A 26,188-nucleotide genomic window follows, 5' to 3' on the forward strand; every position below is an offset into this window, starting at 1 on the left:
AAATCATGGGCGGATATTTGCTGAGCCGGTCGATCCAGACCGTTCTGACGATGCTCGTCATGTCGGTCCTGGTTTTTGCCGGGCTCTATCTCGTCGGCAATCCGGTCGACGTGCTCTTGAGCCCGACGGCAACGCCGGCCGAACGTCTTCAGGTCATCCAGTCCTTCGGCCTCGACAAGCCGGTCTGGGAGCAATACTGGCTGTTTCTGACGCGTGCGCTCTCGGGCGATCTCGGCAACTCCTTCGTCTATAATCAACCCGCATTGACACTGATCCTCCATCGCATGCCAGCGACCTTGGAACTTGCCTTCGTCGCGCTCATCATGGCGCTCGTCATCGGCATCCCGCTCGGCGTCTATGCCGGTCTCAAGCCGAAGGGCCTGATCTCGAAATCGATCATGACCTTCTCGATCCTCGGTTTCAGCCTGCCGACCTTCTGGATCGGCCTCGTGATGATCATGCTGTTCAGCGTGCATTTCGGCTGGCTGCCAGCATCGGGCCGAGGCCAGACAGTGCCGGTTTTTGGCGTGCCGCTTAGCCTCTTCACCCTGGACGGTCTGTCCCATCTGGTGCTGCCGGCCTTCAACCTGGCGCTCTTCAAGATTTCGCTCGTCATCCGCCTGACTCGTGCCGGCGTGATGGAGACGATGCAGCTCGATTTCGTCCGGTTCGCTCGCGCCAAGGGTCTCACGGAGCGGCGCATCGTTACCGTGCATGTCTTGAAGAACACGCTGATCCCGCTGATCACCGTGATCGGCCTCGAACTCGGGTCGCTGATCGCATTTGCCGTCGTGACCGAGACGATCTTCGCCTGGCCCGGCATGGGCAAGCTCATCATCGACGCGATCGGCGTGCTCGATCGCCCGGTCATCCTCGCTTATCTCATGATCACCGTCGTGATGTTCAGCATCATCAATCTTCTGGTCGACATCCTCTATTCGATCGTCGATCCCCGCGTTCGTCTCGAAGGGAATTCGTAATGAGCGACAACAGCGCAAAGGCCGGCTCGGTGCATGCGGGCCAGGGGGGTGCAGGCAAGCCGGCTTCACGCTCGCCCTTTCGTCAGACGATGTCGGCGCTCCTGCATGATAAGCTTGCTCTGGCGGGCCTGGTCATCGTCGCCATCTTCGTGATCGCAGCGATATTCGCGCCATTGCTCGTGCCGCAGAACCCTTACGATCTCGCCCAGCTCGACATTCTCGACGGTCGCCTGCCGCCCGGCTCGCATAGCGCGAGCGGCATGCTTTACCTGATCGGCACGGACGACCAGGGCCGCGATCTGATGAGCGCGATCCTCTATGGCCTTCGCACCAGCCTGCTTGTGGGCATATCGAGCGCGGCCGTCGCGCTGGTCATCGGCGCTTCGATCGGGCTCATCAGCGCCTATGTCGGCGGTCGCCTCGATGCATTCCTGATGCGCATCGTCGATATCCAGCTAAGCTTCCCCGCCATCCTCATTGCACTGATCTTTCTTGCCATCCTCGGCCAGGGCGTCGACAAGATCATTCTGGCGCTCATCGTCACGCAATGGGCCTATTACGCCCGCACGATCCGCGGCTCGGCGCTGGTGGAGCGCAAGCGCGCCTATGTGGACGCGGCCCGTTCCATGGCCTTGCCTGACGGCAGCATCCTCTTTCGCCATATCCTGCCGAACTGCCTGCCGCCCTTGATCGTCGTTGCCACGATGCGCGTGGCCTATGCGATCATGCTGGAGGCGACGCTTTCCTTCCTCGGCATCGGCCTGCCGGTTACGCAGCCCTCTCTTGGCCTCTTGATCTCCAACGGCTTCGAATATCTGCTCTCCGGCGACTACTGGATCAGCTTCTTCCCGGGCCTGGCGCTCCTCCTACTCATCGTCGGTATCAATCTCATCGGCGATGCGCTCCGCGATATCCTCAATCCAAGGCGGGAAGGCTGAGCCATGACCAAACCGATCCTTTCCATCTCCAAGCTCAACACGGCCTTCCGCGTCGGCGGTGAATGGCGCAATGTTGTCAGCGATATCAGCTTTGATATCGGCCCGAAGGAAACTGTCGCAGTCGTCGGCGAATCCGGCTCCGGCAAGAGCGTCACCGCCATGTCGATCATGCGGCTTCTGTCGCCGGCCAATTCGAAGATCACGGGCAGGATCGAATTCGAGGGACAGGATCTTCTGTCGCTGCCGCTCAACGCCATGCAGGCGATCCGCGGCAATCGGATCGGCATGATCTTCCAGGAGCCGATGACTTCGCTCAATCCCGTCCTGAAGATCGGCCAGCAGATCACCGAGGTTCTGGTGCAGCATCGCGGCATGTCGCAGTCGCAGGCCGAAGCCGAAGCGGTGCGCCTGCTCGAGAAGGTGCGCATCCCCTCGGCCAAGTCGCGCCTCAACGAATATCCGATGAATTTTTCCGGTGGCATGCGCCAGCGCGTGGTGATCGCGATCGCGCTTGCCTGCGATCCCAAGCTCTTGATCGCCGACGAACCGACGACTGCGCTCGACGTGACCATCCAGGCACAGATCCTCGGGCTCATCAAGACGCTACAGGAAGAGGAGGGGATGTCGGTCCTCTTCATCACCCATGACATGGGCGTGGTTGCCGAAATCTCCGATCGCACCGTCGTCATGTATCGCGGCGAGCAGGTCGAGACCGATGCGACGGCGGCGCTCTTTGCCGGCGCCAGGCATCCCTATACGCGCGCGCTTCTTTCGGCCGTGCCGCAGCTCGGCTCGATGACCGGGAAGGACCGGCCGCTGCGCTTTCCGCTGGTCGATATGGCGACTGGCGAGGTGCAGCCGGTGAAGCCGACCGAGGACACGGTAAAGCTCAATCAGCCGCCGATCCTGAAGGTCGACAAGCTCATCACTCGTTTTCCGGTCAAGCGCGGCTTCCTGCGCAGGACCATCGGCAGCATCCATGCCGTCGAAGGCGTCTCGCTCGAACTCAGGCAGGGTGAAACCCTGTCGCTGGTCGGCGAATCCGGTTGCGGCAAGTCGACGACCGGGCGCTCGATCATTCGTCTTACACCGGCCATCGCAGGTGAAATCCGCATCGACGGCAAGGATGTCCTGAAAGCCGGCAAGGATGATCTCGCCAATATCAGGCGCGAAGCGCAGATGATCTTTCAGGACCCGTTCGAAAGCCTCAATCCGCGTATGCGTGTCGGCCAGGCGATCGCCGAACCGATCATTGCCCATGGGCTAGCAAGCGCCGCGCAGGCAAAGGATCGCGTCGGCGACCTTCTCGAGCGGGTGGGCCTTTCCGCCGCGATGGCGGATCGCTTCCCGCACGAGTTTTCCGGCGGGCAGCGCCAGCGTGTCTGCATCGCCCGGGCGCTCGCGCTTGAACCGAAGCTTCTCATTGCCGATGAATCGGTTTCCGCGCTCGACGTCTCGGTCAAGGCGCAGGTCATCAATCTCATGCTGGATCTGCAGGAGAAATACGGTCTCGGCTATCTCTTCATCAGCCACGACATGGCAGTGGTGGAGCGCATCAGTCATCGGGTTGCGGTGATGTATCTCGGCGAGATCGTCGAGATTGGGCCTCGCCGGGCTGTGTTCGACAATCCGCAGCATGATTACACGAAGCGTCTGATGGCGGCAGTTCCGATTGCAGACCCGGCTCGGCGTCCGACGCGTCGTCTCTCCAACGAGGAGATAGGGAGCCCGTTCCGCGCGATCGACTACCAGCCGCCAAAGCGTGTTTACGAGCAGGCCGGCGATGGCCACTTTTTCCAGGTGGCTTGAGAGAGTCGTTGTCGCCGCGCCGTAGATGGCGCGCGCTCGCGACCCGGTTTTCGGATTGGCGATCGTTGTATACCAAGAAATATAATGATAGCGGTTGGGACCATTTCAGGAGAATCCCATGTTCCAGCTCCGCCATCTGTTTTTTATCGCTAAAATCTCTATCATTTTCAGTAGTTTGCTAATTTCCTCTCCCGCCTGGGCCGACCGTGTCGTGACCGATCAGATCGGCCGTCAGGTCCATATTCCCGATGCCGTCAACCGCGTCGTCATCCTGCAGCATCAGACGCTCAACATCGCGGTTCAACTCGATGCGATGGATAAGGTCGTCGGCGTACTTGACGAATGGAAGAAGCAGCTTGGCGCCAATTATGTACGGCTGGCGCCGCAGCTGCCGAATCTGCCGATGCCGGGCGGCCTGACCAAGGTGAATATCGAGGAGCTGTTGAAGCTGAAGCCGGATGTGGTCTTCGTGACCAATTATGCGCCGGCCGATATGGTGAAGCAGATCGAGGACGCCGGTCTTTCCGTCGTCGCAATCTCGCTGCTCGACGTGCCGCCGCAAGAGGCCGTCAAGCTCAATCCCTCCGTCAAGGATGAGCCTGTCGCGATCGATGCCGGTTTTGCGACCGGCGTGCGCCTCATCGCCGATGTTCTCGGGCGCAAGGACAAGGGCGAGGCGATGATTGCGGCCACCAAGAAGACCCGCAAGCTCGTTGCCGATCGCCTCGCCGATATCCCGGAAGACAAGCGCGTACCGGTCTATATGGCCAATCCGGATCTGACGACCTATGGCCGCGGCAAATATACCGGCCTGATGATGGAGCGCGCCGGCGCCCGCAACGTCGCCAGTTCGATCAGCGGCTTCAAGCAGGTGACGATGGAGGACGTGCTGACATGGAACCCCGCCGTCATCTTCATTCAGGAGCGTTATCCGGCCGTCGTGGATGAGATCAAGAAGGCACCCTCCTGGCAGACCATCGATGCCGTCAAGAGCGGCCGCATCTACTTGATGCCGGAATATGCCAAGGCTTGGGGCTATCCGATGCCAGAAGCCATGGCGCTCGGCGAACTCTGGATGGCGAAAGAGCTGTATCCCGAGCGCTTCAAGGATATCGACATGCAGAAGGAAGCCGACGCCTATTACAAGGAGTTCTACCGCACCGATTACCGCGCCGCGCAATGAGCGCGGTGGCCTCCAGCCGATACGGGCCTAGAGCGACGATCGCGGTACTGGCGATCCTGCTTGTGATTATCGCTGTCGTTTCGCTGGGCGTCGGCCGTTACGACATTCCATTCCTGCGGGTCGTGGAAATCCTGTGGTCGCCGATCTCGGCGCCGGCAGTGCCGGTTACGGCGACGGAGGCGAATGTCGTCTTCACCGTGCGCATGCCGCGTATCCTGCTGGCGCTGCTCGCCGGTGCCGGCCTGGCCCTCTCGGGCGCGACGCTGCAGGGGGTGTTTCGCAATCCGCTGGTTGGCCCGCAGGTGATGGGCGTTTCCTCCGGGGCTGCTTTCGGCGGCACGCTTGCCATCCTGTTGAACTTCTCACGTTACGGCCTGCTTGGCTCTGCTTTCGCATTCGGTCTTTCCGCGCTCGTGATCGTCTATGCGCTGAACGGTATCGTTGCCCGCCGCAATATTCTCGCGCTTGTTCTTGCCGGCGTTGTGGTGAGCGGCTTTTTCGGAGCGCTGGTGAGCCTCGTTCAGTATCTCGCCGACACCGAAGACAAGTTGCCCGCGATGGTGTTCTGGCTGCTCGGCAGCTTTGCAACGGCCAACTGGGAGAAATTCTGGCTGATCGCGGCGCCTGTCGTGATCGGCAGCCTGCTGTTGCTCGGGCTACGCTGGCGCATCAATCTCCTGTCGATCGGCGACGAGGATGCGCGCGCGCTCGGCGTCAATGTCGAGCCGCTACGCTGGCTGATCCTCGTGCTCGTCTCCTTTATCGTCGCGGCGCAGGTTGCCGTCAGCGGCATCATCGGCTGGGTCGGCCTTGTGGTGCCGCATATGGCCCGCATGCTTGTGGGGCCTGATCATCGAGTGATGATGCCGGCATCCCTGCTGATCGGCGCGCTTTACTTGCTTGTGATCGACACGATCGCGCGGACCGCGACCAGCTCCGAAATCCCACTTGGCATCCTGACCGCGCTGATCGGCACGCCGGTCTTTGCGCTGGTGCTCAGGCAAACCCAGCGAGGCGCCCGTGGTCTCTGATCCGGTCAAGCTGCGTGTCGAAGGGGCGAGCCAATCCTATGACGGCGAACGCTGGCAGTTCCGCGAGCTTGATCTTGAACTTCGTGCCGGCGAGATCACGACCATTCTCGGGCCGAACGGTCGCGGCAAGTCGACCTTGCTGCGCGTCCTGGCGGGGCTCTTGAAGCCAAGCGCCGGCAACATCGTCCTGAACCCGCGAACGGGCTTCGTGCCGCAAGAGTTTTCCGGCTCCTTCCCTTATTCCGTGCTCGACGTCGTGCTGATGGGCCGTGCCCGTCACATCGGGCTGTTCCAGACACCCCGCAAGGTCGATGTCGAGAAAGCCATGGAGGCGCTAGATCTTACCGGCATGGTCGGCTACGCGCAACGCAACATCGAAGCGCTCTCTGGAGGCGAGCGGCAACTGGTGCTGATCGCACGGGCGCTGGCCGGCGAGAACGCCGTGCTGCTGCTCGACGAGCCGGCCTCGGCGCTCGATCTCAAAAACCAGGATGTGGTGCTGTCGCTGCTCGCCACGCTTGCCGATCGGCAGGGCTTGGCGATTGCCTTCACCACGCATCAGCCGAACCATGCGGTTGCCGTCGCCGACAAGGTGCTGCTCATGCTCGACGAGGCAAGAACTGTCTTCGGCGCGAACGACGACGTGATGACGGAGGATAATCTTGAGGCGCTTTATGGTATTCCCGTCCGCTCGGCTACGCTCGGCAATGGCGAGCTTGTCGAGACCGCGTTCGTGCCGCTGTTCCGACAAAGAGACAGGAAAGGAAATCGCCCGTGAGTGATGCAGTTCAGGTCTTGTCCGCCGGCAGTCTGCGCCATGCCTTTCCTGATATCATCGATGCTTTTGGCCATGAATATGGCATTGGCATTTCGCTGACGCTCGGGCCTGCGGGACTATTGCGCGAAACGATCGAAACAGGCGCCAGGTTCGATCTCTTTGCATCCGCCAATATGGCGCACCCGCGGCGGCTTGTTTCGATGGGGCTTGCGGAGGATGCGGTCTGCTTTGCCCGCAATCGGCTCTGTGTGCTCGCGCGCGCCGATCTCGGCCTGACAACGGAGAATTTTCTCACGGTCCTATCCGGTCCCGCCGTGAGGATCGGCACGTCCACACCGGGCGACGATCCGGGCGGCGACTATGCTTTCGAGGTTTTCGACCGTATCGAAGCCCGGTATCCGGGAAAGGGCGAGGCAATCAGATCCCGCTCGCAGCAATTGGTGGGCGGGCGCAATTCGCCGCCGACGCCGGCAGGCAAGGGCGGTGGCTATCTGATCACCGATCGTGTGGTCGATCTGATGATGAGCTATTCTTCGAATGCGCGCCTGCTTTCCGCAGATCCGGCTTTCAGCATCGTCGATATCCCCGATGAGTTTCAGCCGCTCATCGAATACGGCATGGCAATTTGCAAGGATGCCGATGTCGAAACCAGAGAGCTGCGGGACTTTCTATTGTCGCCGACAGGGCAGGAGATCTTGAGCGAAGCCGGCTTTTCTCCGGTCGGCTGAGAATATCAGCTCCCCGGAGGCGTGCTGGAGTGCAGATAGACCTCGGCCTCGTTCTGCAGCCATTCGCAGAAAAGGGCGGATTTCCGGTTCCGGCGGGCGCGGCGAAGGGCGACGTATTCGTGGCCGCTTTCCAGGAAGCCATAGGGCGCCATCAACCGGCCGAAGCGGATATCGTCGCTGACGTAGGGCCACGGAGCGACGCAGACGCCAAGGCCGGCGCTGGCGGCCTCGAGCATGAAGTAGAAATGCTCGTATTCGACGCGCGGCCCGGTCGCGACCGACCGTTTTGAGCGGGCAAGCCAGTCGCCCCAGGCACGCAGCCTTGTACGGGTATGAAGCTGAGGCAGGCCACCGAACTCAGGGGTCGTCTCAGCCAAGAGCGATGGGGACAACACCGCGCCGGTCTGTTCCGGAAACAGGAAGATCACATCGGCTCCATCCGGCCATGGCGCGGTGCCGACCCGGATTGCGACATCGAAGCCGTCCCGGCTGAAGTCCACGGGCTTTGACGAGGCCGAGAGGCGCACCTCTATGTTCGGATATTTTGCCTGAAACCGATAGAGGCGGGGAATGAGCCAGCGCATCGTAAAGGTGCCGGGGCAAGATACATCCAGTTGACCGTCTTCAGTATCGGCCACGGCGCGCACTGATAGATCCATCTGGTCGAATGCCGCCGTCAGCCCGGACAGCAGGGTTGTCCCGCCTTCAGTGAGCCTCAGCCGGTTCTTCGGTCCTTCGAAAAGAGGAATACCGAGTACTTCCTCGAGATGCTGGATCTGCCGGCTGACGGCGCTGTGCGTCACATTGAGCTCGTCTGCGGCAAGCGTCATGCGGCCGAGCCGGCCGGCCGCTTCAAAGGCGCGCAGCGCATTCAGAGAGGGAATTCGTCTGGCCATGTGCATTTTCCGAACATTGAGTGTTCGAACATATCGTTTTTCTTTCGGGAAAATAACGTGTTTTTTGCCACCGAAACGAATGGGCGATGTGAACACGGAACAACGATGCGGCGATGCAACGGCATTTTCGCGTTCGGCGAAGCTTTGTCCCAAATACAACGGAGACGGAAATGCAAAGCAGACATCAGGATGGTAGCGCAGGCGACGCGAATTACGGCGTGATCGGATCGGGTTATACCAATTACCGCCAACCGGACCCCCATATTGCCGAATTCATCCGCGCCGCACTTGGCGATGCTGGAACCGTGTTGAACGTCGGCGCCGGGGCGGGCTCCTATGAGCCGGTCGATCGACAGGTCACCGCCGTCGAGCCTTCCGCCTCGATGCGTACCCAGCGGCCGGCACATCTTCCCGTGGCGATCGACGGCACGGCTGAACATCTTCCCTTTGCTGATCAGAGCTTCGATGCCGCGATGGCGACGTTCACGGTGCATCAATGGTCGGATCTTAGACGGGGGCTCGGCGAGATGCGACGCGTCACGCGCGGGCCTGTGCTGGTGTTAAGCTGCGATCCGGACCTGCTGGAACGGTCATGGCTGCACGTCTATGCGCCTGAAATGATTGCCGTCGAGGCAAGACGTTATCCGGCTATGGATGCGATTGCGGCCGCCCTTGGCGACGATGTGGACATCAAGGCAGTGCCGATCCCGCTGAATTGCATCGATGGCTTCGGCGAGGCCTATTATGGCAGGCCCGAACGAATGCTCGATCCCGGCGCACGGCTTGCCAATTCCGCATGGAGCTTCGTCGATTCTTCCGTGGGTGATCGTTTCGTTGCCGAGCTTGGCCGCGATCTGGCCGATGGTTCCTGGGATCGCCGCTATGGCGCCCTTCGCGCCCAGCCTTTCTTCGAAGGCTCGCTGCGCCTCATTGTTGCCACGCCTTGAGGAGGATGCCGTGAGGGACGAATTGCGCCTACTGAAGTCGCTGACTGGGCCGTTTCCGGCGTTCGAGGCGGATCTGACGCCCGACGAGCCGCGAGACCTGTTTTCCGCGTGGCTGCGCGATGCCATCGAGGCTGATATCATGGAACCGCATACCATGGTGCTTTCCACCATCGACGAGAACGGCGCGCCGGATGCCCGCGTTCTCATCCTGAAGAACCTCGACCGGCGGGGCTGGCACTTTGCAACGACGGGCAGGGGACCGAAGGGCCGGCAGATCGCCGCCAACCCCTCCGTTTCGCTGACCTTCTATTGGCCGCAGCTCGGGCGGCAGGTGCGGCTGCGCGGCATGGCGTTTCAGGCCGAGGCCCATGAGCGCTATGCCGATTTTCGTGCGCGCGCAACCGGCGCCAAGGCGGTCGCGCTGACGGGGCGGCAGAGCGAGGTGCTTGGCTCGTCGCAGGAACTGCACGACGAATTGGCCCTGCAGCATAGGCGATTGCAGGAAGAGCCCGATCTCGTCGCACCGGGCTGGGCGCTTTTCATCGTCATGCCGCATGAGGTCGAGTTCTGGCAGGGCGACGCCGAGCGCCGTCACCAACGCTTGCGATACCGGCGGGAAAAGGCCGGCTGGTTGAAGGAACGGCTCTGGCCCTAACGGCCCCGGTCGGGATGGCCGGGCTTGCCTGATGGCGAAAGAAGCACTAGCGTAATATTCGAAGAAATATAACGCTAGTGCGGACATGTCGGTTCTCCTCAATCACAAACGGCCCTTTGCGCTTCCGATCGTCGAACAGCACCCCGACGAACGGTCGGCTGCTTCCACAATCTCCGTCAGGACCCAGCGTCTGAAGACTTGGGAACTGGCGCCGATGTTCCATTGCTCCATCGTCGGCACATGCTTGACGACGACGGAGTTGCGGCAGGTGCTGGCGAAGGTGGGCGATATCGACACGAAGACGGCGACCGACCATGCTTTGCATAGTCGTGGTGTGCGGGCCGCCGGCCAGCGCGATATTGCGGCCAAGCTTCTGAACAAGGCGCTGGACCGTCGCCACGAGCGCATTCTCAAGCAGTTTTCAAAGCTTTCGACGCCGGTCGAGATCAAGGCACAATGGGACAGGGCCGTCGATGACGGCGATATATCGGGAGCCTATTGGGCTGTCATGAGCCACCCGGCCAGCGGTCGCCCGCTGATGAACGATATCTTTGGCGAAGTGCATATGCTGTCGCACCTCGTCGGCAGCTCCAGCCGACTTGATCTGGCGCGTCTGCGCCGGCTGCAATTGGACGTCGAGGCGAGAGACGAAAAGATCGCTCGCCAGGAAGCGCGCCTCCAGGCGGCAGCTGAAGACAATATCCTCTTGCAAAAGCGCATTGAAGAGCTTGAGGCAGGTTTGAGGCGCGCGCAGGCGTTTGCCGGAGAAACCTTCCCTGCAAGCGCGGATCAGCGACAGGAAGTGAGGCTGTCGGAGAAGCTGCAGGCAGCCGAGGAGCGAGCGGAGGCCTATGAGAAGCGCCTTGCGCAGTCCGAAACGAAGCTTGCCGATGCCCAGTCGCAAGCGTTCGCCTTTGCCGAGGAGAACCTGGCCTTGAAGCGCGAGCTGGATCTGCTTGAGGCAACGATTGCCGTCGCCGCCGATCCTGCTGCTGTCACGAGTTCGGACGGTCATGGCACGCTGCTTTATGTCGGCGGCCGCCCGAACTTGTTCGATCGCCTGCGAAAGCTGGCCGAAAGCCGGAACATAGAGCTGCTGTTTCACGATGGCGGTGTTGAGGATAACCTTTCCTTGTTGCCCGCCATGGTCGGGCGCGCGTCATCGGCCGTTTTCCCGGTCGACTGCATCAGCCATTCGGCCGCCGATATGGTGAAGCGGCTCTGCCGCGAGAGCGACAAACCGTATCTGCCGCTGCGCTCGGCAAGCCTTGCGAGCTTCGCTGCCGTGATTGCCGAGCCGCTGGCGGCGGAGTGAAGGACGATCACGTTTCAGTGTTCCCGCCGGCACGTGTGTAACAAGATGGCCCCCTCTTCCGTAATCCATAGCGGCGGGACTTGCCGCCTGCACAACCGGTTGCGGATAGGTGTTCTGCAAGCCGGCGCGTATTCGCTGAAGGAGAACGGTGCGATGCTGAACAGACGACGAGTGCTTCTGGCAACGGTCCTCGGTGCGATCGGCCTGCGATTGGGTTACGGTTCCGCCGCTGCCAAGACCCCGGTGATTTTCCCCGTTTCCCACACGGAGGAGGAATGGCAGAAGATTCTGACATCGGACCAATATGCCGTGCTCCGGGAAGAGGGCACGGAGCGCCCCTATACCAGTGAGTTGCTGAATGAGCATGGCAAGGGCAATTTCGCCTGCGCCGGCTGCGACCAGGATGCATTTTCCTCGACCACCAAGTTCGAGAGCGGCACCGGTTGGCCAAGCTTCTGGGCGCCGCTCGATGGGGCAGTCGCAACATCGCGCGACACGTCTTTCGGCATGGTGCGCGACGAAGTGCATTGTACTCGCTGCGGCGGCCATCTCGGGCATGTCTTCAACGATGGTCCGAAGCCGACCGGCCTTCGCTACTGCATGAATGGCGTCGCCATGAAATTTCATCCAGTTGCAGCCTGAACGATCAGAGACCGAATGATGCTTCTGTTTATCCTTGCTTATCTCGGCGGCGTTCTGACGATCGTCAGCCCCTGCATCCTGCCCGTCCTGCCATTCGTCTTCGCGCGGGCGGGCCAACCTTTCCTGCGCAGCACGCTACCGATGTTGATCGGCATGGCGGCGACGTTTGCTGCCGTTGCGACGCTTGCAGCCTTCGGTGGCGGCTGGGCTGTTGCGGCCAACGAATACGGACGCTACGCGGCGCTCGTGCTGCTGGCGATCTTCGGCATCATCCTTTTGTTTCCTGCGCTTTCCGACTATCTGACACGCCCGCTGGTCTCTCTCGGCGCGCGCTTGTCACAGTCCGCCGATCGTTCAAGCCGCAGCGGCGGCTCGGCGATTGCCGCATCGTTGCTGCTGGGCGTGGCGACCGGACTGCTTTGGGCGCCCTGCGCCGGCCCTGTGCTTGGCCTTATCCTGACGGGAGCCGCGCTGCAGGGGGCGAGCGTCGGCACGACATTGCTGCTGCTCGCCTATGCGCTGGGTGCCGCCACATCGCTCGCGCTCGCGCTTCTGATCGGAGGTCGCGTCTATCAGGCGATGAAGCAATCGCTTGGCGTCGGCGAATGGCTGCGCCGCGGCGTCGGCGTTGCCGTGTTGGTCGCGGTCGTCGCGATTGCCATGGGGCTCGACACCGGCCTGCTGACGCAGGCGTCGCTCGCAAGCACGGCATCGCTCGAGCAGAACCTGGTCGACCGTTTCCACGCTCAGGAGCCAAATAAGCCCTCATCGGTTGTCATGAAGAATGAAGGCGGTGCGATGATGAGCGCCACCAACCAGATGATGATGAGCGCAAAGCCGGATGGAGCAGCCGGCGGCGGTTCCATGACGATGGCCATGACACAAAAGCCGGCTGTGGCTCAGCTGCCGGTCGAAGGCTCGGTTCCCTCGCTCGACGGCGCGGTGCAATGGCTGAATTCGCCGCCGCTGACCGCGGCCGGCCTGAAGGGTAAGGTCGTCCTTGTCGACTTCTGGACCTATTCCTGCATCAATTGCCTGCGCGCCATTCCCTATGTCGAAGCATGGGCGCAGAAGTACAGGGATCAGGGCCTTGTCGTCATCGGGGTGCACGCACCGGAATTTGCCTTCGAGAAGAACGTCGACAATGTGAAGAAGGCCATTGCCGATCTCGGCATCACCTATCCGGTCGCGATCGACAACAATTATGCGATCTGGCGCGCCTTCGACAATGAATATTGGCCCGCCCACTATTTCATCGATGCGCAAGGGCAGGTGCGCCACCATCATTTCGGCGAAGGCGATTACGATCAGTCGGAAAGGGTGATCCAGCAGCTCCTGGCCGAAGCCGGCAAGAGCGATGTCTCCAGCGACATCGTGAATGTGAAGGCGACGGGCGCCGAGGCAGCCTCCGACGAGGCGGATGTCCAGTCGCCGGAAACCTATGTCGGCTATCTGCGCTCGCAGAATTTCGCCGATGATGCCGGCACGGTGAATGACGCCGCTCACGATTATGTCGCGGCGATGCCGAAACTCAACGAATGGGGCCTTGCCGGCAACTGGACCGTCGGGCCGCAGGAAGCGACCGCGAACAGCGCCGAAACACGCCTCTATTACCGCTTCCACGCCCGCGATCTGCATCTGGTGCTTGGACCATCGTCGGACGGAAAGCCGATACGCTTCCAGATCACCGTCGATGGCAAGGCGCCTGGCGACAACCACGGCGTCGATACCGACGCAGACGGCAATGGCGTGGTGACCGGGCAAAGGCTCTATCAGCTGGTCCGTGCGAGCGGTCCGGTTTCGGATCATACGTTCGAGATCAAGTTCCTTGACCCCGGCGCGCAAGCCTATGCCTTCACCTTCGGCTAAGGAAACGGCCTGGCTTTTCTCGCCCGCCTGTTCGGTCACGCCGGGAAAAGAGATTAGGTCGCGATCTCGGTCGATGGGAGGAAGGTCGGCCCCTTCAGATCCCGAAATCGAGCTGGGACTGCGATTGACCATCGTCCGCTTCTTCATTCGTCAGAGACGAAAGCGTGATGCCAAGCAGCCGGATTGGCCGCGTGAACGGGTGGGCGCTTGCCAGAAGCGCCGATGCAGCTTCGAGGATGTCGCTCGCGTTGGTCATCGGAAAGGGGCTTGTCCTGCTGCGTGTCGCCTGGGTGAAGTCCGAGTACTTGATCTTTACCGTCACCGTCCTCGCGCTGATGCCGCCCGTTTCGCAGTAGCGCCAGACCTTCTGCGCGAGCGGTCGCAGCTCTGCCGTCGCCAATTCGAGATCGTCGATATCCTCGGTGAATGTATCCTCCGCGCCAATGGATTTTCGAACCCGGTCGGGTTTCACCTGGCGCTCGTCGATGCCGCGGGCGATGCCGTAGAAATGGGGGCCGGCCTTTCCAAAATGCTCCTGCAGGAAGGCGAGGGATTTCGATTTCAGATCGAGGCCGGTGTCGATCCCGTATTTGTGCATGCGCTCGGCGGTCGCCGGCCCGACGCCATGGAATTTCTTGACGGGAAGCGTTTCGACGAACGCCGGCCCGTTCTTCGGCGTGATGACAGCCTGGCCGTTGGGCTTGTTGAGGTCGCTCGCCATCTTGGCGAGGAACTTGTTGTAGGAAATGCCGGCCGAGGCATTGAGCCCGGTGACCTGCTTGATCCTGCTGCGGATCTCCAGCGCGATCTCGGTGGCGATGTCCATTCCCTTGAGGTTCTGGGTGACGTCGAGATAGGCCTCGTCCAGCGATAGCGGCTCGATCATCGGGGTATATTCGGCGAAGATCTCGCGGATCTGCTGTGAGACGGCCCTGTAGACGTCGAAGCGCGGCGGCACGAAAATCAGATCCGGGCATTTCCGCTTCGCGGTGACCGAAGGCATCGCCGAATGGACGCCGAAGGCGCGGGCCTCGTAGCTTGCAGCGGCCACCACGCCGCGCGCTGCCGACCCGCCGACCGCAAGCGGCTTGCCGCGCAGCTCGGGATTGTCTCGTTGTTCGACCGATGCATAGAACGCATCCATGTCCACGTGGATGATCTTTCGGACTGGATTAGAGTTCGTATCGTTCATTGTGGTCTCGGTCATCAAACTGCAAGTTCAGTATGGGCCTCAATTGGCGGGGTTGAAACAAATGCAGAACATATCATCCCTGATGACGATATCAAACCGGCTCTATCGCCGTGCCAAAAAGAACCGGCAATCGCTCTGCGCCAGGCATGGCGCGGACGCCACCTTGAGATGCGCTCAAGGCTTCCTATCTGTTGTCGGTCCCCCACACGGAGCCTCAAGATGGGCCAACTCGCAATCGATCCGCTTTCCGACCTGCATATGGAGATCCTGCCGCCCGAGCGCGATGAGGAATCCGGGCGGGACTGCACGGCGTGTCTCTGCTGTCGAAGGATGCGATCGACGAAGAGGATGGATGAAGACGGCTGCGGTATATGCGACGAATGCTTGGCGCCATGACGAATGACGCGGCACAGTTGCAGCCCGGCGAATTGCCGGCATTCGGACATGCTCTCTCCCAGCTACCCGACGGCTATATGGAGGGCCGCTTTCAAGGTCAGCCTTGGGGCGTGACCGTCAGGCGGTCGGCCGACGGGAAGCGGATCTGGCTCTACGGTGAAGAGCTTGGCGGGACCGACGTCGTCAGCTTCAATCTCTACATGCTCTCCGGAGCGAGGCTCACTCTCAAGCCCTGTGAGATGTCTTCATCGAAGATCTTTGATTTCGTGGCGGGGTTCAGGCCCATTCCGATGCGGCGCTCGGGATAGGCATAGTTCTTTGTAGCGACCAGCTCAGAGCTTGCGACCACTTTATCACTGCGCCGATTCTGCTGGTTCAGCGGGTGGAGAGCGGCGGCGGAGGCGGCTGCGTCGTCGAGCCGGGGCCAAGCGAGCGCTGGACCATCACGGTATCGGCCCAGCGGCCGTAACGATAGGCAACCGCCGGCAACAGACCGACGCGAACGAAGCCGAAGCGTTCGTGCAAAGCGAGCGATGCGGCGTTGTCGGCGTCGATATAGCCGATCATCTGCCGGAAGCCAGCCGCTGCGCAGGCATCGATCAGCCCGCGCATGAGCAGGCTCCCGACGCCCTGGCCGACATGGTCGTGATGCACATAGATCGAGTGCTTGACGGTGTAGCGATAGGCCGGACGCTTGCGGAACAAAACCACATAGGCATAGCCCAAGACTTTTTCGCCCTCGACCGCAACCACATGCGGGAAGCGGCGATCCTTCAGATTCTTGCGCCTTTCGCGCAGGTCGTCCGGTTGCGGCGTGTCGCTATCATCAACCCCAGCCTCGATGCCGCGGTGAATGTGGCGACGATAGATGGCCAGCATCGCATCGACGTCGCTCTCCCGTGACGGGCGAACGATGATTGTTTTATCCTGCTTCATGATCGAACCCGAATTTCCAGCCTATTCTGCAACGACGTAAGTGTAGAGCCGGATTTTGCCGGATGTATCGATCTCGCGATAGAGCCCCTGAATCTCCACCTCGAAGCCGGGGAAGGTATTGAAGCAGGTTTCGAACATCTTGAGATAGTCGATCATGGGCTTTGCCTGTTCCGTAAGGCGCTCGCCGGGCACGATGGTCGCGATACCCGGAGGATAGACGACGAATGGCGTCGTTGCGATACGGCCGGCAATCGCATCGATCGGCAGATAGTCGACGTCGTTGCGCACCAGGCAGCGCGCAGCATCGTGCGGCGACATGGCGATCGGCGGTAGGTGGTCGGCGGAGAACTGCTTGGTCTGAAGCGCGCTGACATCGGCCTGGCGGAAGAAGTTGTGCATGTCCGTGCAGAGGTCGCGCAACCGCACGCCCGCGTAGCGGCCCGGGCGGCGGCGATAGAATTCCGGGATTGCCTCCTCCAGCAGCGCATTGTCGTCATGGAGCTTTTTGAAGGCGACAAGCCCGCTGATCAAGGTGCCGGCCTTGCTGGCCTCAACGCCAGGGGTGAGAAGGAACAGCAGCGAATTGAGGTCGTTCTTCTCCGCGACGATACGGTTTTCGCGCAGATATTGCGCAACGACCGGCGCCGGTATGCCGTGCTCGGTGTATTTCCCGCTTGCCCGGTCGAAGCCGGGGGTGAGCAGGGTGAGCTTGTTCGGATCGGTCATGGCGAAGCCCGGTTCCATCCCCGAAAAGCCGTGCCATGCCGCGCCGGGTGTCAGGTGCCAGAAGGCGGGATTTGTGGCGAGCTGGTCGGTGGCAATACTCTCCCACGCAACGTCATGCACCGCGCCGGGGCTCGACACATCCGGGATCGCCACCCGGTCCGGCACGAAAGGCTCGAAGAACCAGCGGCGTTCCGGGCGATGTTCCTTCTCCTCGAATTCGCGGCGCACGGCGCGGATCTTCTTGCGCAGTTCGATGCCGAGGCGGATCGTGTCGTCCCAAAGCACCTCGCCGGAACGGCCCTTCATCATCTGCGCGCCGACGTCGAGCGAGGCAAACAGCGGATAGAAGGGCGAGGTCGAGGCGTGCTGCATGAAGCTTTCGTTGAAGCGCCGGTGCTCCACACGGCGTTTCTGGCCAGTAATATGCCGATCCTTCATGTGGATCTGCGAGGCCTGCGAGAAGCTTGCGAGCTGCTTATGGGTGGATTGGGTGGCGATGATGCCAGGCGCATCCGGACCAAGGTCAGAAAGACCCATGGCAAAGCGCCCGGCATAGAGCGGATGGAACTTCATGAAGCCGGCCCATGCCTCGTCAAAGAGGATATAGTCGCACAGATGGCCGATGCGCTTGAGGATCATCTCGGCATTGTGGATGGTGCCGTCATAGGTGCACTGTTCCACGACAGCAACGCGGAACGGCCGCGGCTTCTTGTAGGCTTCCGGGTCCTTCACCAGCGGATGAGTGCGGATGCGCTCGCGAAGGGCGTCCTCGTCCATGGTTGCAAAATCCATGGGGCCGATCAGGCCATAGACGTTTCGGATGGTCGGCAGGTAGACCGGAATGCCGCCCGAGATCATCAGGGCGCCGTGATGGGCGGCCTTGTGGTTGTTGCGGTCGAACAGCACGAGGTCGCCATCGGTAACGAGCGCTGAGAGCGCGACCTTGTTGGAGGTCGAGGTGCCGTTGAGGACGAAATAGGTCTTCTCGGCGCCGAAGATCTTCGCCGCTTCCTTCTGTGCCGCCAGCGCAGGCCCCTCATGGGTCAGGAGGTCGCCGAGATCGAGCACGGAATTGTCGAGATCGTCGCGGAACACAGCTTCGCCGAGATGCTCCATGAAGACACGGCCGATGGGGCTGCGGCTGTAGAAGATGCCGCCATTATGGCCGGGGCAGGTCCAGAGGTGGTTACCTTCCTCGGCATAATCGACCAGCGCGCCAAAGAACGGTGTCTTCAGCGTCTCGGCATATTGCTTGAGCCGGCTGATGAGGCTTTTCGCGATGAAGGCGGGCGTTTCTTCGGAGAGGAAGACGTAGCCGTCGATGAAATCGAGCACCTCGACCGGCACGTCCTCGAAACGCTTGCGCCGGATCAAGAGGATGATCGGAAATTCAAGGCCGCGCCGACGCATGAGGTTGATGAGGGAAGCCGTCTTGCCCTCAAGCCCCTTCTTGCCCCAATCGACCAGCATGCAGCCGATGGCGGCATCCGTCTGTACGGCGATCTCTGCATCCTCGAGATTGCGCGCACGCACCACCTCAAAGCCGGAGCGTTCGATCTCCTCGACGATCTGATTGTAGCGGGCGCCCTCCAGATCCTCGTTGTCGAAGGCCGGCGTTGCGAACAGAAAGTTGAAACGTCTGAAATAATCCATGTCGATACCCGCTCCTGATTAGGCATGAGGTGTCGGCGTATTTCATGACATGGATGTGACAGAGTTGCGAATGCAGAATTTATGGATTTGTGACCGCTCAATGAGCCGCCACGGTCCAGAAATAATAGGCAAGCGGAACGGCAAGGAGGTACATGCCGATGGACACCTGCCTTGCTTCTCCGGACAACACCTTGACGATGACGTAGAACAGCAGTCCTCCGGCGATGCCGGTTCCAAAGCTGTTGGAGACGAGGGTCAAGAGGACCATCATCAAGGCGGAAAGACCGTCGGAGAAATTCTCCAGATCAACCCGCTTCAGAGCGCTGAACATCGACATCCCGACAAGGATCAAGGCGGGTGCGGTGGCGGCTGCCGGGATCATCAGCGCGATCGGAGTAAACAGCAGAGTGAGCGCGAAGAGGGCTGCCGTTGCAAGCGAAGCGAAACCGGTGCGCCCCCCCGCTTCCGCGCCGGTGGCGCTCTCGACGAGTGCCGTGGCCGAGGGAATGCCGAGCAGCGGACTGATCGTGGCGGCAATCGAATCGACGAGGAAAGGCTTTCCCAGATCCGCCATGTTGCCCTCTCCGTCGACCAGCCCGGCTTTGGCGCCGACGGCGAGCGTCGTACCCAGGGTCGAGAAGAACTCGGATGCGAAGAAGGCAAAGAGATAGGGGAAATATTCTATCTTCAGCGCACCGAAGAAATCGAGCTGGAGGCCGATTTCTGAGATGCCGTGCGGCGCCCCGAAGAATGCGGCAGGCACCTTGGTAACGCCAAGCGGAATGCCGAGCAGCGTGCTGCCCAGAATGGCCCAGAGGATCGGCCCCGGCACCTTGCGCCCGCGCAGAAAGATGGCAAGGAAGATGCCGAAGACGGCAATGATGGCCTGTCCCGAATTGAACGAGCCGAGCATGAGCGCGTGGCTCTTGGCATTGACGTCGACGAGACCGGCATTCTTGAAACCGAGAAGTGCTATGAACAATCCGATGGCGGCGCCGAGGCCGAGCTTGATCTGGGCTGGAACCATGCGGGCGATGACCTGGCGCACGCCGAGCACCGTCAGCAGAACGAAGATGACACTCGACCAGAAGGAGATGGCAAGACCGGTCTGCCAGGGAATGTGCTCCACGGCGGCCATCGTCGGGCCTACCAGAACCGAGCCGCCGATGCCGGGCCCCACCACGAAGGGCATATTGGCATAGAGCGCCATGAACAGGGTTGCGCCGATGATGACCAGAATGGTTGCGGTTGTTGCGGCGGCGCGATCGATGCCTCCGGCTGAAAGCAGGGAGGGGATCACGACGAGAAGATAGGCCGAGGCCAGGAAGGACGTCATGCCGGCGATGACTTCCGTCTTGGTATTGGTCTTGCGCTCGCGCATGCGGAAATAGGTCTTCCACCGCGGTTCGAATGCGTCGTCCGGCTGTCCGACATTCATATTTGAGGCCATTGCGAATATCTCCTAAGTCGGCAAACGTTGCCGTGTGGCTGATGACCTCAGTTTCGGCTTGCGGCCAGTAGCGATCGAATTTCCTGGGTCGTCCCGTCGGTCAGCCCGAGATCGGTGACGTGCGGGCCGGGGTTGCAGGCAAGGCTTGCCCCGACGACCGCCTTGAAGGTGCGAATGGGCGGCATCCAGTCGGCGATGGAATCGGCTGCCGTCCGCAGCCTGGCGAAATCGTCGGCTACTTCCTGTGCAGGCGCATCCGACAGCAATCCGCAGACGGGGAGGGGCAGCACGGCCGTCACCTTGCCGTTTGCCGCCGTCGCCATGCCGCCGCCGGCATCGATGACGGCATTGGCTGCCGCGGCCATATCCGCGGGATCGCGTCCGAAGACGGTGAGGTTATGGCTGTCATGCGATACGGTCGTTGCCAAAGCACCGCGCCAATGACCCCAGTCTTCCAGGATGCCGATGACAGGCGTCGGGTTTTTTCTTCCGTGGCGATGGATGACGGCCATCAAGAGCATGTTGTCCGGCAGAACGAGCTCGTCGTTTTCGACCTTGACGGCCGCCTCTCCCCATTTTGTGAACCGCGGGCTGACAACGGTGTTGACATGGGTCTCGGCCATGCCCGGCAGCTTGATGCTGAAGTCAGCGGCGGAAAGCCCTTCGAGCTTTATGATGTCGCGATAGGCATCCGAGGACGCGCGCTCGCTGCTTTCGGTAAGGCTGCCGTTTCTGGCGACTTCACGTCCCGACGCATAGACGCGGTCGACCACGATCTTTTCGAGATCGGACAGGATGACGATGTCGGCGCGGCGACCGGGCGCGACCAGCCCCAGATCGTACCGGTTCAACCACATGGCGGCGTTGAGCGTGGCGGCACGCACGGCATCGACGGGTTTCATGCCATAGCCGATAAGGCGTCTGAGAACGGAGGACATCGCTCCGTCGTTCACGAGGTCGTCGGGGAAGACGTCATCGGTGCAGATCGTCAGCGTCTGCGGCAGATGCGGCAGTTTTTTCAATGCCTCGATCACGCCAGGCAGCACATAATCATGAGAGCCGCGCAGCTCGATGGTGAGGCCAGCCCGCAATTTCGCCAGCAGGTCTTCGCCCGAGGTCAGCTCGTGATCCGATTGGATTCCGGCCGAAACGAAGGCCTGGAGTTCCGCGCCTTCAAGGCCGCGGGCATGGCCGCACACGCGCTTGCCGCTCGCAAGCCCGGCTTCGACGACACCGCGCATCGGTTCGCTTCGCTCAAGGACCCCGCGCATGTTCATCACTTCGGCGACGCCGGATATCTCCGGCCAGCTCAGCATGGTTGCCATTTCTCCCGATCGGAACTCTGCGCCGGCGAGCTCGAGACCTGGCGCCGAAGGCACGCAGGACGGCGCCAGTGTCAGGAAGCGTAGCGGCAATTGCCGTGTTTCTTCGAGCGCCCATCGAATGCCGTCGAGGCCGGCGACGTTGCCGATTTCGTGCGGGTCCCAGCAGATCGTCGTCGTCCCCTGCGGGACGACCGTTTCGGCATATCGCCTCGGCGTCACCATGGAGCTTTCGACATGCATATGCGTGTCGATAAATCCGGGCGTGATGAAGCGCCCGGAGGCGTCGATAGTCTGTCTTGCGTCTTTCCTTGTCCCGAAGGGATGAACGCTTGCGATCAATGGGCCGATAAGGCCGATATCTGCAGGTCTCATCTCCGAGGTGGCGACGTCGACAAGCGTCCCGCCGATGATGAGCACGTCGAACGGCTCGAGCCCCAATGCCGCCCGTACGGCATGATCGCGCAGGTCGGACGAATGGAGGTCATGGGGTTCATTCGGCATTTTTGCCTCCCTTGGCGAAAGCGGATGGGCGAGCGGTGGATTGCCGCAAGACAAGTTCCGTCGGGAATATTCCGCTGGTCTTGGTCTCTCCGGCAACGAAGGCGAGCGCGTGGTTCGCCACCGCCTCCAGATCCTGCCGGACTGTCGTGAGCGGCGGCGAGACGATTTGAGCCCACATCAGATCATCAAAACCGGTGAGCGATATGTCTTCCGGAATGCTGTAGCCCCTGTCTCTGACGGCAATGGCAAAGCCGATGGCGAGAGCGTCATAGGCGGCTGCGCAGGCTGTAAAGTGCCGCAGATCGAGCTCGCGACCGACGACGCTGCCGGCTTCGAAAGTCGCGTCGCCGTATCGCAATGCCGGTTCGATGCCGGCCCGGCGGAAGATTTCGCACATTCCCTCGACGCGCTCGCGCGCCACCAGCGAATTCTCAGGACCGGCGAGGATCAGAAGCCTGTCATGACCAAGTTCCAGCAGATGGCGGGCAATCAGGCGCCCGCCCTCGCGGTGATCGCTGGCGGCGATATTGCCGGCTGTAGCAGCGCTGTCGATGACGGCAACCGGCACCGAAACATCTTCGGGCATAACGGTCGTGCCGCGCGTCGGGATCACGATCAGTGCATCGACGCCGCGGGCGATCATGGTTCTGATTTCGAAATCCTGCTGCCGGGCATCGCCTTGGCTGTCGCCGATCAGGACGGCGAGATCGCGCTGCTTTGCTGCTCGTTCGATGGCTTGGGCAAAGGCAGGAAACAGGGGCTGCCCGATGTTCGGGACCAACAGGCCGACCGTATTGCTCTTGCCGGTGCGCAGCGCCCGCGCCGTATGGTCAGGCACATAGCCGAGCCTATCCGCTTCCAGACGAATCTGCGCCGCAAGGGCTGAAGACACCCGCCCCGTGCCGCGCAGGGCGTTCGACACCGTTGCCGTGGAGACACCCAGCTTGATTGCAATTTCACGAATGGACGAGGGGCGTGTACTGCTCATTAAGGAGTGCGCTCTGACTTCTTTGATTAAACGATTAATCAAAGCGACACGTTTTTGCAAGAGTATCTTTGCCGCGCGCAGATGAAGCGCGGTTTTACCCATATTGGCGCCTGCTCAAATTGCGGATGACGAACGGCCTTCAAGCCTGCCGGACTAAGCGTCAGACGGCAACCAGATGGCTGGGAGAGACGGTTCGATATTCCCTTGGCTTAGCCAGATAATCGACCGGCCGGATCGGGCTTTTCAACTCGTCGCTGGCTGCCGCGCGCTTTTCCCGTCGTCGATCGGGGTCCGGCACTGGAACGGCGGCCATCAACTTCTTCGTATAGTCGTGTTGCGGATTGCCGAAGACGGCCACACGCGGCCCGATCTCGACGATCTCGCCGAGATACATCACGGCGACACGATGGCTGACGCGCTCGACCACGGCCATGTCGTGCGAGATGAACAGGAAGGAAAGGTTCAGGCTCTGCTGCAGGTCGAGCATCAGGTTGATGACCTGCGCCTTGATCGACACGTCAAGCGCGGACACGCTTTCGTCGGCGACGATCACCTTCGGCTGCAATGCCAGCGCCCGGGCGATGCAGATGCGTTGACGCTGGCCGCCGGAGAATTCATGCGGGTAGCGGCTAGCCATATCCGGCGTCAGCCCCACCTTGCGAAGCATGTCGGCGACCACTTCCCTTGCATCCTTGGCCGTTCCCATCCTGTGTTCGAGATAGGGTTCGGCGACCGCCTGCCCGACCGTCATGCGCGGGTTGAGCGAGGCGAACGGGTCCTGGAAGATCATCTGCACGGATTTGCGCATCTCGCGCATATCTCGCTTGCCAAGCGAGAGTACGTCGCGGCCGTCGACGATGACGGAGCCGGATTGCGGCTCGATCAGCCGCATGATGGCGCGCCCCGTCGTCGACTTGCCGCAACCGGATTCACCGACGAGCGACAATGTTTCGCCGGCAAACAGGTCGAAAGACACGTTCTCGACCGCATGAACCCGGCCTTTGAGCTTTCCGAAGAGGCCCGAGTGGATGTCGAAGCGCTTCGTGAGGTTCTTGACCTGCAGGACCGGCTTTTCCGTCGCCACCGTATCCGGCACCTCGACCGGCGTGTCGGATTCTCCAGTCGCGGTATTGACGACCGGGAAGCGCAGCGGCCGTTCGTATCTCTGCATCGAGCCGAGCACCGGCACGGCCGACAGCAGCGCGCGGGTATAGGGATGCTGGCCGCGATGGAAGATATCGGCCGTTGCGCCGGTCTCCACCTGCTCGCCGCGATACATGACGACAGTGCGATCGGCGATCTCCGCGACCACGCCCATGTCGTGCGTGATGAACAGGACAGAGGTTCCCTCCTCCTCCTGCAGCATCTTGATGAGGTCGAGGATCTGGCCCTGGATGGTGACGTCGAGCGCCGTCGTCGGTTCGTCGGCGATCAGCAGCCTCGGCTTCGACGCAAGCGCCATGGCGATCATGACGCGCTGGCGCATGCCGCCGGAAAAGCGGTGCGGATATTCGTCGAAGCGCGAAGCGGCCGACGGGATGCGGACTTTCTCCAGAAGCCGGATTGTCTCGGCCTTGGCGTCCGCAGCCGACATCTGCTTGTGGCAGAGCAACGCTTCGGAAATCTGGTCGCCGATGGTGAAGAGCGGATTGAGAGAAGTCATCGGCTCCTGGAAGATCATCGATACGTCGTTGCCACGTACCTTGCGCATTTCATGCTCGAGCAGCGAAAGCAGGTTGCGGCCGCCGAGCATGATCCTGCCTTCGATGCGGCTTGAATCGCTCTGCAGCAACCGCATGATCGAGAGCGAGGTCACGCTCTTGCCTGAGCCGCTCTCGCCTACGATTGCCACCGTCTCGGCTGGCGCGACGGAGAAGGAAACGTTGCGCACGACAGGTTTCCATTCGCCATCAACCAGGAACGACGTGGTGAGGTTCTCGACGGAGAGGATAGGTTCGGCGGTCCCTGCGGCCTTTGCCTGCGATACGCTCATGTTCGCTTCCTTCTTGCTTTTGTGACGGCTCAGTCCGGCCAGTTCAGCATGCCGTCGAAGCGATGCCTGCTGCGGTTTTCGATCGGCGTCGCAATGATCTCGTTGGAGGCGCGCGCCTTGTCGAGTTCCTCGCCAAGGCGGGCCGCGACGATCGTCTCCTGACCGGGGTGCAGGTTGCAGGGATCGAGGTAGAAATAGTGATGCTCCACCTCATGGTCGCGCACGATGATGGGTGGGTTGCCGCGGGCAAGTGCTGCGGCTAGATCCCAGGCGCTGATATGCGCTTCTGGCGCCGAGATGATGACCCGCATGCGGTCGAGCGGATTATTGGTGGGGTCGGGCTCGATCAGGGCGGTGACGCCGGGCCGGCCGTCCAGGGTTCGCTTCCACAGGTTCAGATAAGCGGTCTCGCGTTCGCGGATGCCGGCATGGTCGCGCTTCTCCCAGGCCTCCAGCGCCGCCATGACGCCATAGATGCTTTCCTTGCCGACCTTCATGCCGCGGCCGATGCCCATGTTCTGCAGGAAGGCGTTGCGCACCAGCTCCTTATTGCCAGTGACGATGCCGGAGGTCGGGCCGCCGAGGAACTTGTGGCCGGAATAGAGCACGATGTCGGCGCCCTGAGCCAGGAAGAGCCTGAGGTCATATTCCGAAGCCGCATCGACGATCACGGGCACGCCCTTGGCATGGGCGATCTCGACGAATTCGGTCAGGTGCAGCAGGCCATAGTCGACCACATGATGGGACACGACATAGACGGCGGCTGCCGTCTTCTCGGTGATGGCATTTTCCATATGGAAGCGGTGTGTCGATGTCGCCTGGCCGATCAGCACGGTCTTGCCGCCGGCAAGGCGGATCGCCTGGTCGACCGGCGCGCCATAGCTCACCACATGGCCCATCTGCAGGATGACTTCGTTCTTCTCCGGAGCGACATCGGGCAGTCTCTCGATGGCGAGCAGGTTGTTGCTGGTAATGGCGCCGGCGACCGCAAGGCTGATGCCCGATGAGCACGATGCCGTCACGAAGCCTGCTTCGCCGCCCGTCAGCCGCGCGATGACGCCGCTTGCCTTGCGCTGGAGGTCGTTGACTTCAACGAATTGCGGCAGGATTGCCGTCATTGCCGCAATGGCTTCGGGCACGACGATCGACGCGCCGAGGCTGGTCATTGTACCGGATACGTTGATGACGGGCCTAAGGCCGATCTTGCTACGGATATCATCGGACATTCTATCTCTCCAAAGTGAGGACTGACTGCCG

The 26,188-nt window shown here is 61.4% G+C and carries 22 protein-coding genes; 13 read left to right on the forward strand and 9 right to left on the reverse strand.

Annotated features, from left to right (window positions below; translation table 11 throughout):
- The first annotated feature begins 5 nt into the window (after window positions 1-5).
- The 7 genes from ACIQWP_RS20165 (at window position 6) to ACIQWP_RS20195 (ending at window position 7,447) form a co-directional block, all read left to right on the forward strand.
- A complete protein-coding gene (locus tag ACIQWP_RS20165; protein WP_402791100.1) occupies window positions 6-980 on the forward strand; it encodes an ABC transporter permease in 975 nt (324 codons plus the stop codon).
- Window positions 980-1,918: an ABC transporter permease gene (locus ACIQWP_RS20170; RefSeq protein ID WP_402791103.1), complete on the forward strand. Its 939-nt coding sequence runs from the start codon at window positions 980-982 to the stop codon at window positions 1,916-1,918. The genes ACIQWP_RS20165 and ACIQWP_RS20170 overlap by 1 nt, the downstream gene beginning before the upstream one ends.
- Before the next feature lie 3 nt (window positions 1,919-1,921).
- Window positions 1,922-3,727, forward strand: a complete 1,806-nt coding sequence (locus tag ACIQWP_RS20175; RefSeq protein WP_402791105.1) for an ABC transporter ATP-binding protein — start codon at window positions 1,922-1,924, stop codon at window positions 3,725-3,727.
- 118 nt (window positions 3,728-3,845) lie between these two features.
- Window positions 3,846-4,910, forward strand: a complete 1,065-nt coding sequence (locus ACIQWP_RS20180) for an ABC transporter substrate-binding protein (RefSeq protein ID WP_402791107.1) — start codon at window positions 3,846-3,848, stop codon at window positions 4,908-4,910.
- Entirely contained in the window at window positions 4,907-5,941 is a 1,035-nt protein-coding gene (locus tag ACIQWP_RS20185) for a FecCD family ABC transporter permease (protein WP_402791110.1), read from the forward strand. Before ACIQWP_RS20180 ends, ACIQWP_RS20185 begins: the two co-directional genes overlap by 4 nt.
- Window positions 5,931-6,719, forward strand: a complete 789-nt coding sequence (locus ACIQWP_RS20190; RefSeq protein ID WP_402791113.1) for an ABC transporter ATP-binding protein — start codon at window positions 5,931-5,933, stop codon at window positions 6,717-6,719. The genes ACIQWP_RS20185 and ACIQWP_RS20190 overlap by 11 nt, the downstream gene beginning before the upstream one ends.
- Window positions 6,716-7,447 carry a molybdate ABC transporter substrate-binding protein gene (locus ACIQWP_RS20195; protein ID WP_402791116.1) on the forward strand — a complete coding sequence of 244 codons (732 nt, stop codon included), beginning with the start codon at window positions 6,716-6,718 and terminating at the stop codon, window positions 7,445-7,447. The genes ACIQWP_RS20190 and ACIQWP_RS20195 overlap by 4 nt, the downstream gene beginning before the upstream one ends.
- 5 nt (window positions 7,448-7,452) lie before the next feature.
- Here ACIQWP_RS20195 and ACIQWP_RS20200 read toward each other — a convergent pair whose 3' ends face one another.
- Window positions 7,453-8,343 (reverse strand): LysR family transcriptional regulator, encoded by an 891-nt coding sequence (locus tag ACIQWP_RS20200; protein ID WP_402791119.1) that lies wholly within the window; start codon window positions 8,341-8,343, stop codon window positions 7,453-7,455.
- Between the two features lie 170 nt (window positions 8,344-8,513).
- On the opposite strand from ACIQWP_RS20200, the gene ACIQWP_RS20205 reads away from it, so the two are divergent.
- The 5 genes from ACIQWP_RS20205 (at window position 8,514) to ACIQWP_RS20225 (ending at window position 13,771) form a co-directional block, all read left to right on the forward strand.
- Window positions 8,514-9,290 carry a class I SAM-dependent methyltransferase gene (locus ACIQWP_RS20205; RefSeq protein ID WP_402791121.1) on the forward strand — a complete coding sequence of 259 codons (777 nt, stop codon included), beginning with the start codon at window positions 8,514-8,516 and terminating at the stop codon, window positions 9,288-9,290.
- A 10-nt stretch (window positions 9,291-9,300) separates the two neighbouring features.
- Window positions 9,301-9,945 (forward strand): pyridoxal 5'-phosphate synthase, encoded by a 645-nt coding sequence (locus ACIQWP_RS20210; protein WP_402791123.1) that lies wholly within the window; start codon window positions 9,301-9,303, stop codon window positions 9,943-9,945.
- A gap of 85 nt (window positions 9,946-10,030) precedes the next feature.
- Window positions 10,031-11,260, forward strand: a complete 1,230-nt coding sequence (locus ACIQWP_RS20215) for a DUF2325 domain-containing protein (RefSeq protein WP_402791126.1) — start codon at window positions 10,031-10,033, stop codon at window positions 11,258-11,260.
- Between the two features lie 153 nt (window positions 11,261-11,413).
- The gene (gene msrB / locus ACIQWP_RS20220; protein ID WP_402791129.1) at window positions 11,414-11,902 is read left to right on the forward strand and encodes a peptide-methionine (R)-S-oxide reductase MsrB; all 489 of its coding nucleotides are present in this window, start codon (window positions 11,414-11,416) and stop codon (window positions 11,900-11,902) included.
- Between the two features lie 18 nt (window positions 11,903-11,920).
- Window positions 11,921-13,771, forward strand: coding sequence for a cytochrome c biogenesis protein DipZ (locus tag ACIQWP_RS20225; RefSeq protein WP_402792070.1), 1,851 nt, complete (start codon window positions 11,921-11,923; stop codon window positions 13,769-13,771).
- Window positions 13,772-13,865: 94 nt separating this feature from the next.
- Here the strand turns inward: ACIQWP_RS20225 and dinB are convergent, their stop codons facing one another.
- Window positions 13,866-14,963, reverse strand: a complete 1,098-nt coding sequence (dinB, locus tag ACIQWP_RS20230) for a DNA polymerase IV (protein WP_402791132.1) — start codon at window positions 14,961-14,963, stop codon at window positions 13,866-13,868.
- A 392-nt stretch (window positions 14,964-15,355) separates the two neighbouring features.
- Here dinB and ACIQWP_RS20235 point away from each other — a divergent pair, with 392 nt between their 5' ends.
- Window positions 15,356-15,667, forward strand: a complete 312-nt coding sequence (locus tag ACIQWP_RS20235; protein WP_402791135.1) for a hypothetical protein — start codon at window positions 15,356-15,358, stop codon at window positions 15,665-15,667.
- 67 nt (window positions 15,668-15,734) lie between these two features.
- On the opposite strand, the gene ACIQWP_RS20240 is transcribed toward ACIQWP_RS20235, so the two are convergent.
- The 7 genes from ACIQWP_RS20240 to ACIQWP_RS20270 form a co-directional block, all read right to left on the reverse strand.
- Window positions 15,735-16,295, reverse strand: a complete 561-nt coding sequence (locus tag ACIQWP_RS20240) for a GNAT family N-acetyltransferase (protein ID WP_402791138.1) — start codon at window positions 16,293-16,295, stop codon at window positions 15,735-15,737.
- 21 nt (window positions 16,296-16,316) lie between these two features.
- Window positions 16,317-18,674 carry an Orn/Lys/Arg decarboxylase N-terminal domain-containing protein gene (locus ACIQWP_RS20245; RefSeq protein ID WP_402791141.1) on the reverse strand — a complete coding sequence of 786 codons (2,358 nt, stop codon included), beginning with the start codon at window positions 18,672-18,674 and terminating at the stop codon, window positions 16,317-16,319.
- Window positions 18,675-18,771: 97 nt separating this feature from the next.
- Window positions 18,772-20,124: an NCS2 family permease gene (locus ACIQWP_RS20250; RefSeq protein ID WP_402791144.1), complete on the reverse strand. Its 1,353-nt coding sequence runs from the start codon at window positions 20,122-20,124 to the stop codon at window positions 18,772-18,774.
- Between the two features lie 47 nt (window positions 20,125-20,171).
- Window positions 20,172-21,950, reverse strand: a complete 1,779-nt coding sequence (locus ACIQWP_RS20255) for an adenine deaminase (RefSeq protein WP_402791147.1) — start codon at window positions 21,948-21,950, stop codon at window positions 20,172-20,174.
- Window positions 21,940-22,938 carry a LacI family DNA-binding transcriptional regulator gene (locus ACIQWP_RS20260; RefSeq protein WP_402791150.1) on the reverse strand — a complete coding sequence of 333 codons (999 nt, stop codon included), beginning with the start codon at window positions 22,936-22,938 and terminating at the stop codon, window positions 21,940-21,942. The genes ACIQWP_RS20255 and ACIQWP_RS20260 overlap by 11 nt, the downstream gene beginning before the upstream one ends.
- A 160-nt stretch (window positions 22,939-23,098) precedes the next feature.
- The gene (locus ACIQWP_RS20265) at window positions 23,099-24,931 is read right to left on the reverse strand and encodes an ABC transporter ATP-binding protein (protein ID WP_402791153.1); all 1,833 of its coding nucleotides are present in this window, start codon (window positions 24,929-24,931) and stop codon (window positions 23,099-23,101) included.
- 29 nt (window positions 24,932-24,960) lie between these two features.
- Entirely contained in the window at window positions 24,961-26,157 is a 1,197-nt protein-coding gene (locus ACIQWP_RS20270) for an aminotransferase class V-fold PLP-dependent enzyme (protein WP_402791155.1), read from the reverse strand.
- Window positions 26,158-26,188: the final 31 nt, after the last annotated feature.

The sequence above is a fragment of the Rhizobium sp. NPDC090279 genome (assembly GCF_044769665.1).
Taxonomy (GTDB): Bacteria; Pseudomonadota; Alphaproteobacteria; order Rhizobiales; family Rhizobiaceae; genus Rhizobium.

Excerpts from the sequence above, each read along its gene's own strand:
- ACIQWP_RS20165 (WP_402791100.1), top strand. The coding sequence starts at position 6 with ATGGGCGGATATTTGCTGAGCCGGTCGATCCAGACCGTTCTGACGATG.
- ACIQWP_RS20170 (WP_402791103.1), top strand. The coding sequence starts at position 980 with ATGAGCGACAACAGCGCAAAGGCCGGCTCGGTGCATGCGGGCCAGGGG.
- ACIQWP_RS20175 (WP_402791105.1), top strand. The coding sequence starts at position 1,922 with ATGACCAAACCGATCCTTTCCATCTCCAAGCTCAACACGGCCTTCCGC.
- ACIQWP_RS20180 (WP_402791107.1), top strand. The coding sequence starts at position 3,846 with ATGTTCCAGCTCCGCCATCTGTTTTTTATCGCTAAAATCTCTATCATT.
- ACIQWP_RS20185 (WP_402791110.1), top strand. The coding sequence starts at position 4,907 with ATGAGCGCGGTGGCCTCCAGCCGATACGGGCCTAGAGCGACGATCGCG.
- ACIQWP_RS20200 (WP_402791119.1), bottom strand. The coding sequence starts at position 8,343 with ATGGCCAGACGAATTCCCTCTCTGAATGCGCTGCGCGCCTTTGAAGCG.
- ACIQWP_RS20205 (WP_402791121.1), top strand. The coding sequence starts at position 8,514 with ATGCAAAGCAGACATCAGGATGGTAGCGCAGGCGACGCGAATTACGGC.
- ACIQWP_RS20215 (WP_402791126.1), top strand. The coding sequence starts at position 10,031 with ATGTCGGTTCTCCTCAATCACAAACGGCCCTTTGCGCTTCCGATCGTC.
- msrB (WP_402791129.1), top strand. The coding sequence starts at position 11,414 with ATGCTGAACAGACGACGAGTGCTTCTGGCAACGGTCCTCGGTGCGATC.
- ACIQWP_RS20225 (WP_402792070.1), top strand. The coding sequence starts at position 11,921 with ATGCTTCTGTTTATCCTTGCTTATCTCGGCGGCGTTCTGACGATCGTC.
- dinB (WP_402791132.1), bottom strand. The coding sequence starts at position 14,963 with ATGAACGATACGAACTCTAATCCAGTCCGAAAGATCATCCACGTGGAC.
- ACIQWP_RS20235 (WP_402791135.1), top strand. The coding sequence starts at position 15,356 with ATGACGAATGACGCGGCACAGTTGCAGCCCGGCGAATTGCCGGCATTC.
- ACIQWP_RS20240 (WP_402791138.1), bottom strand. The coding sequence starts at position 16,295 with ATGAAGCAGGATAAAACAATCATCGTTCGCCCGTCACGGGAGAGCGAC.
- ACIQWP_RS20245 (WP_402791141.1), bottom strand. The coding sequence starts at position 18,674 with ATGGATTATTTCAGACGTTTCAACTTTCTGTTCGCAACGCCGGCCTTC.
- ACIQWP_RS20250 (WP_402791144.1), bottom strand. The coding sequence starts at position 20,124 with ATGGCCTCAAATATGAATGTCGGACAGCCGGACGACGCATTCGAACCG.
- ACIQWP_RS20255 (WP_402791147.1), bottom strand. The coding sequence starts at position 21,950 with ATGCCGAATGAACCCCATGACCTCCATTCGTCCGACCTGCGCGATCAT.
- ACIQWP_RS20260 (WP_402791150.1), bottom strand. The coding sequence starts at position 22,938 with ATGAGCAGTACACGCCCCTCGTCCATTCGTGAAATTGCAATCAAGCTG.
- ACIQWP_RS20265 (WP_402791153.1), bottom strand. The coding sequence starts at position 24,931 with ATGAGCGTATCGCAGGCAAAGGCCGCAGGGACCGCCGAACCTATCCTC.
- ACIQWP_RS20270 (WP_402791155.1), bottom strand. The coding sequence starts at position 26,157 with ATGTCCGATGATATCCGTAGCAAGATCGGCCTTAGGCCCGTCATCAAC.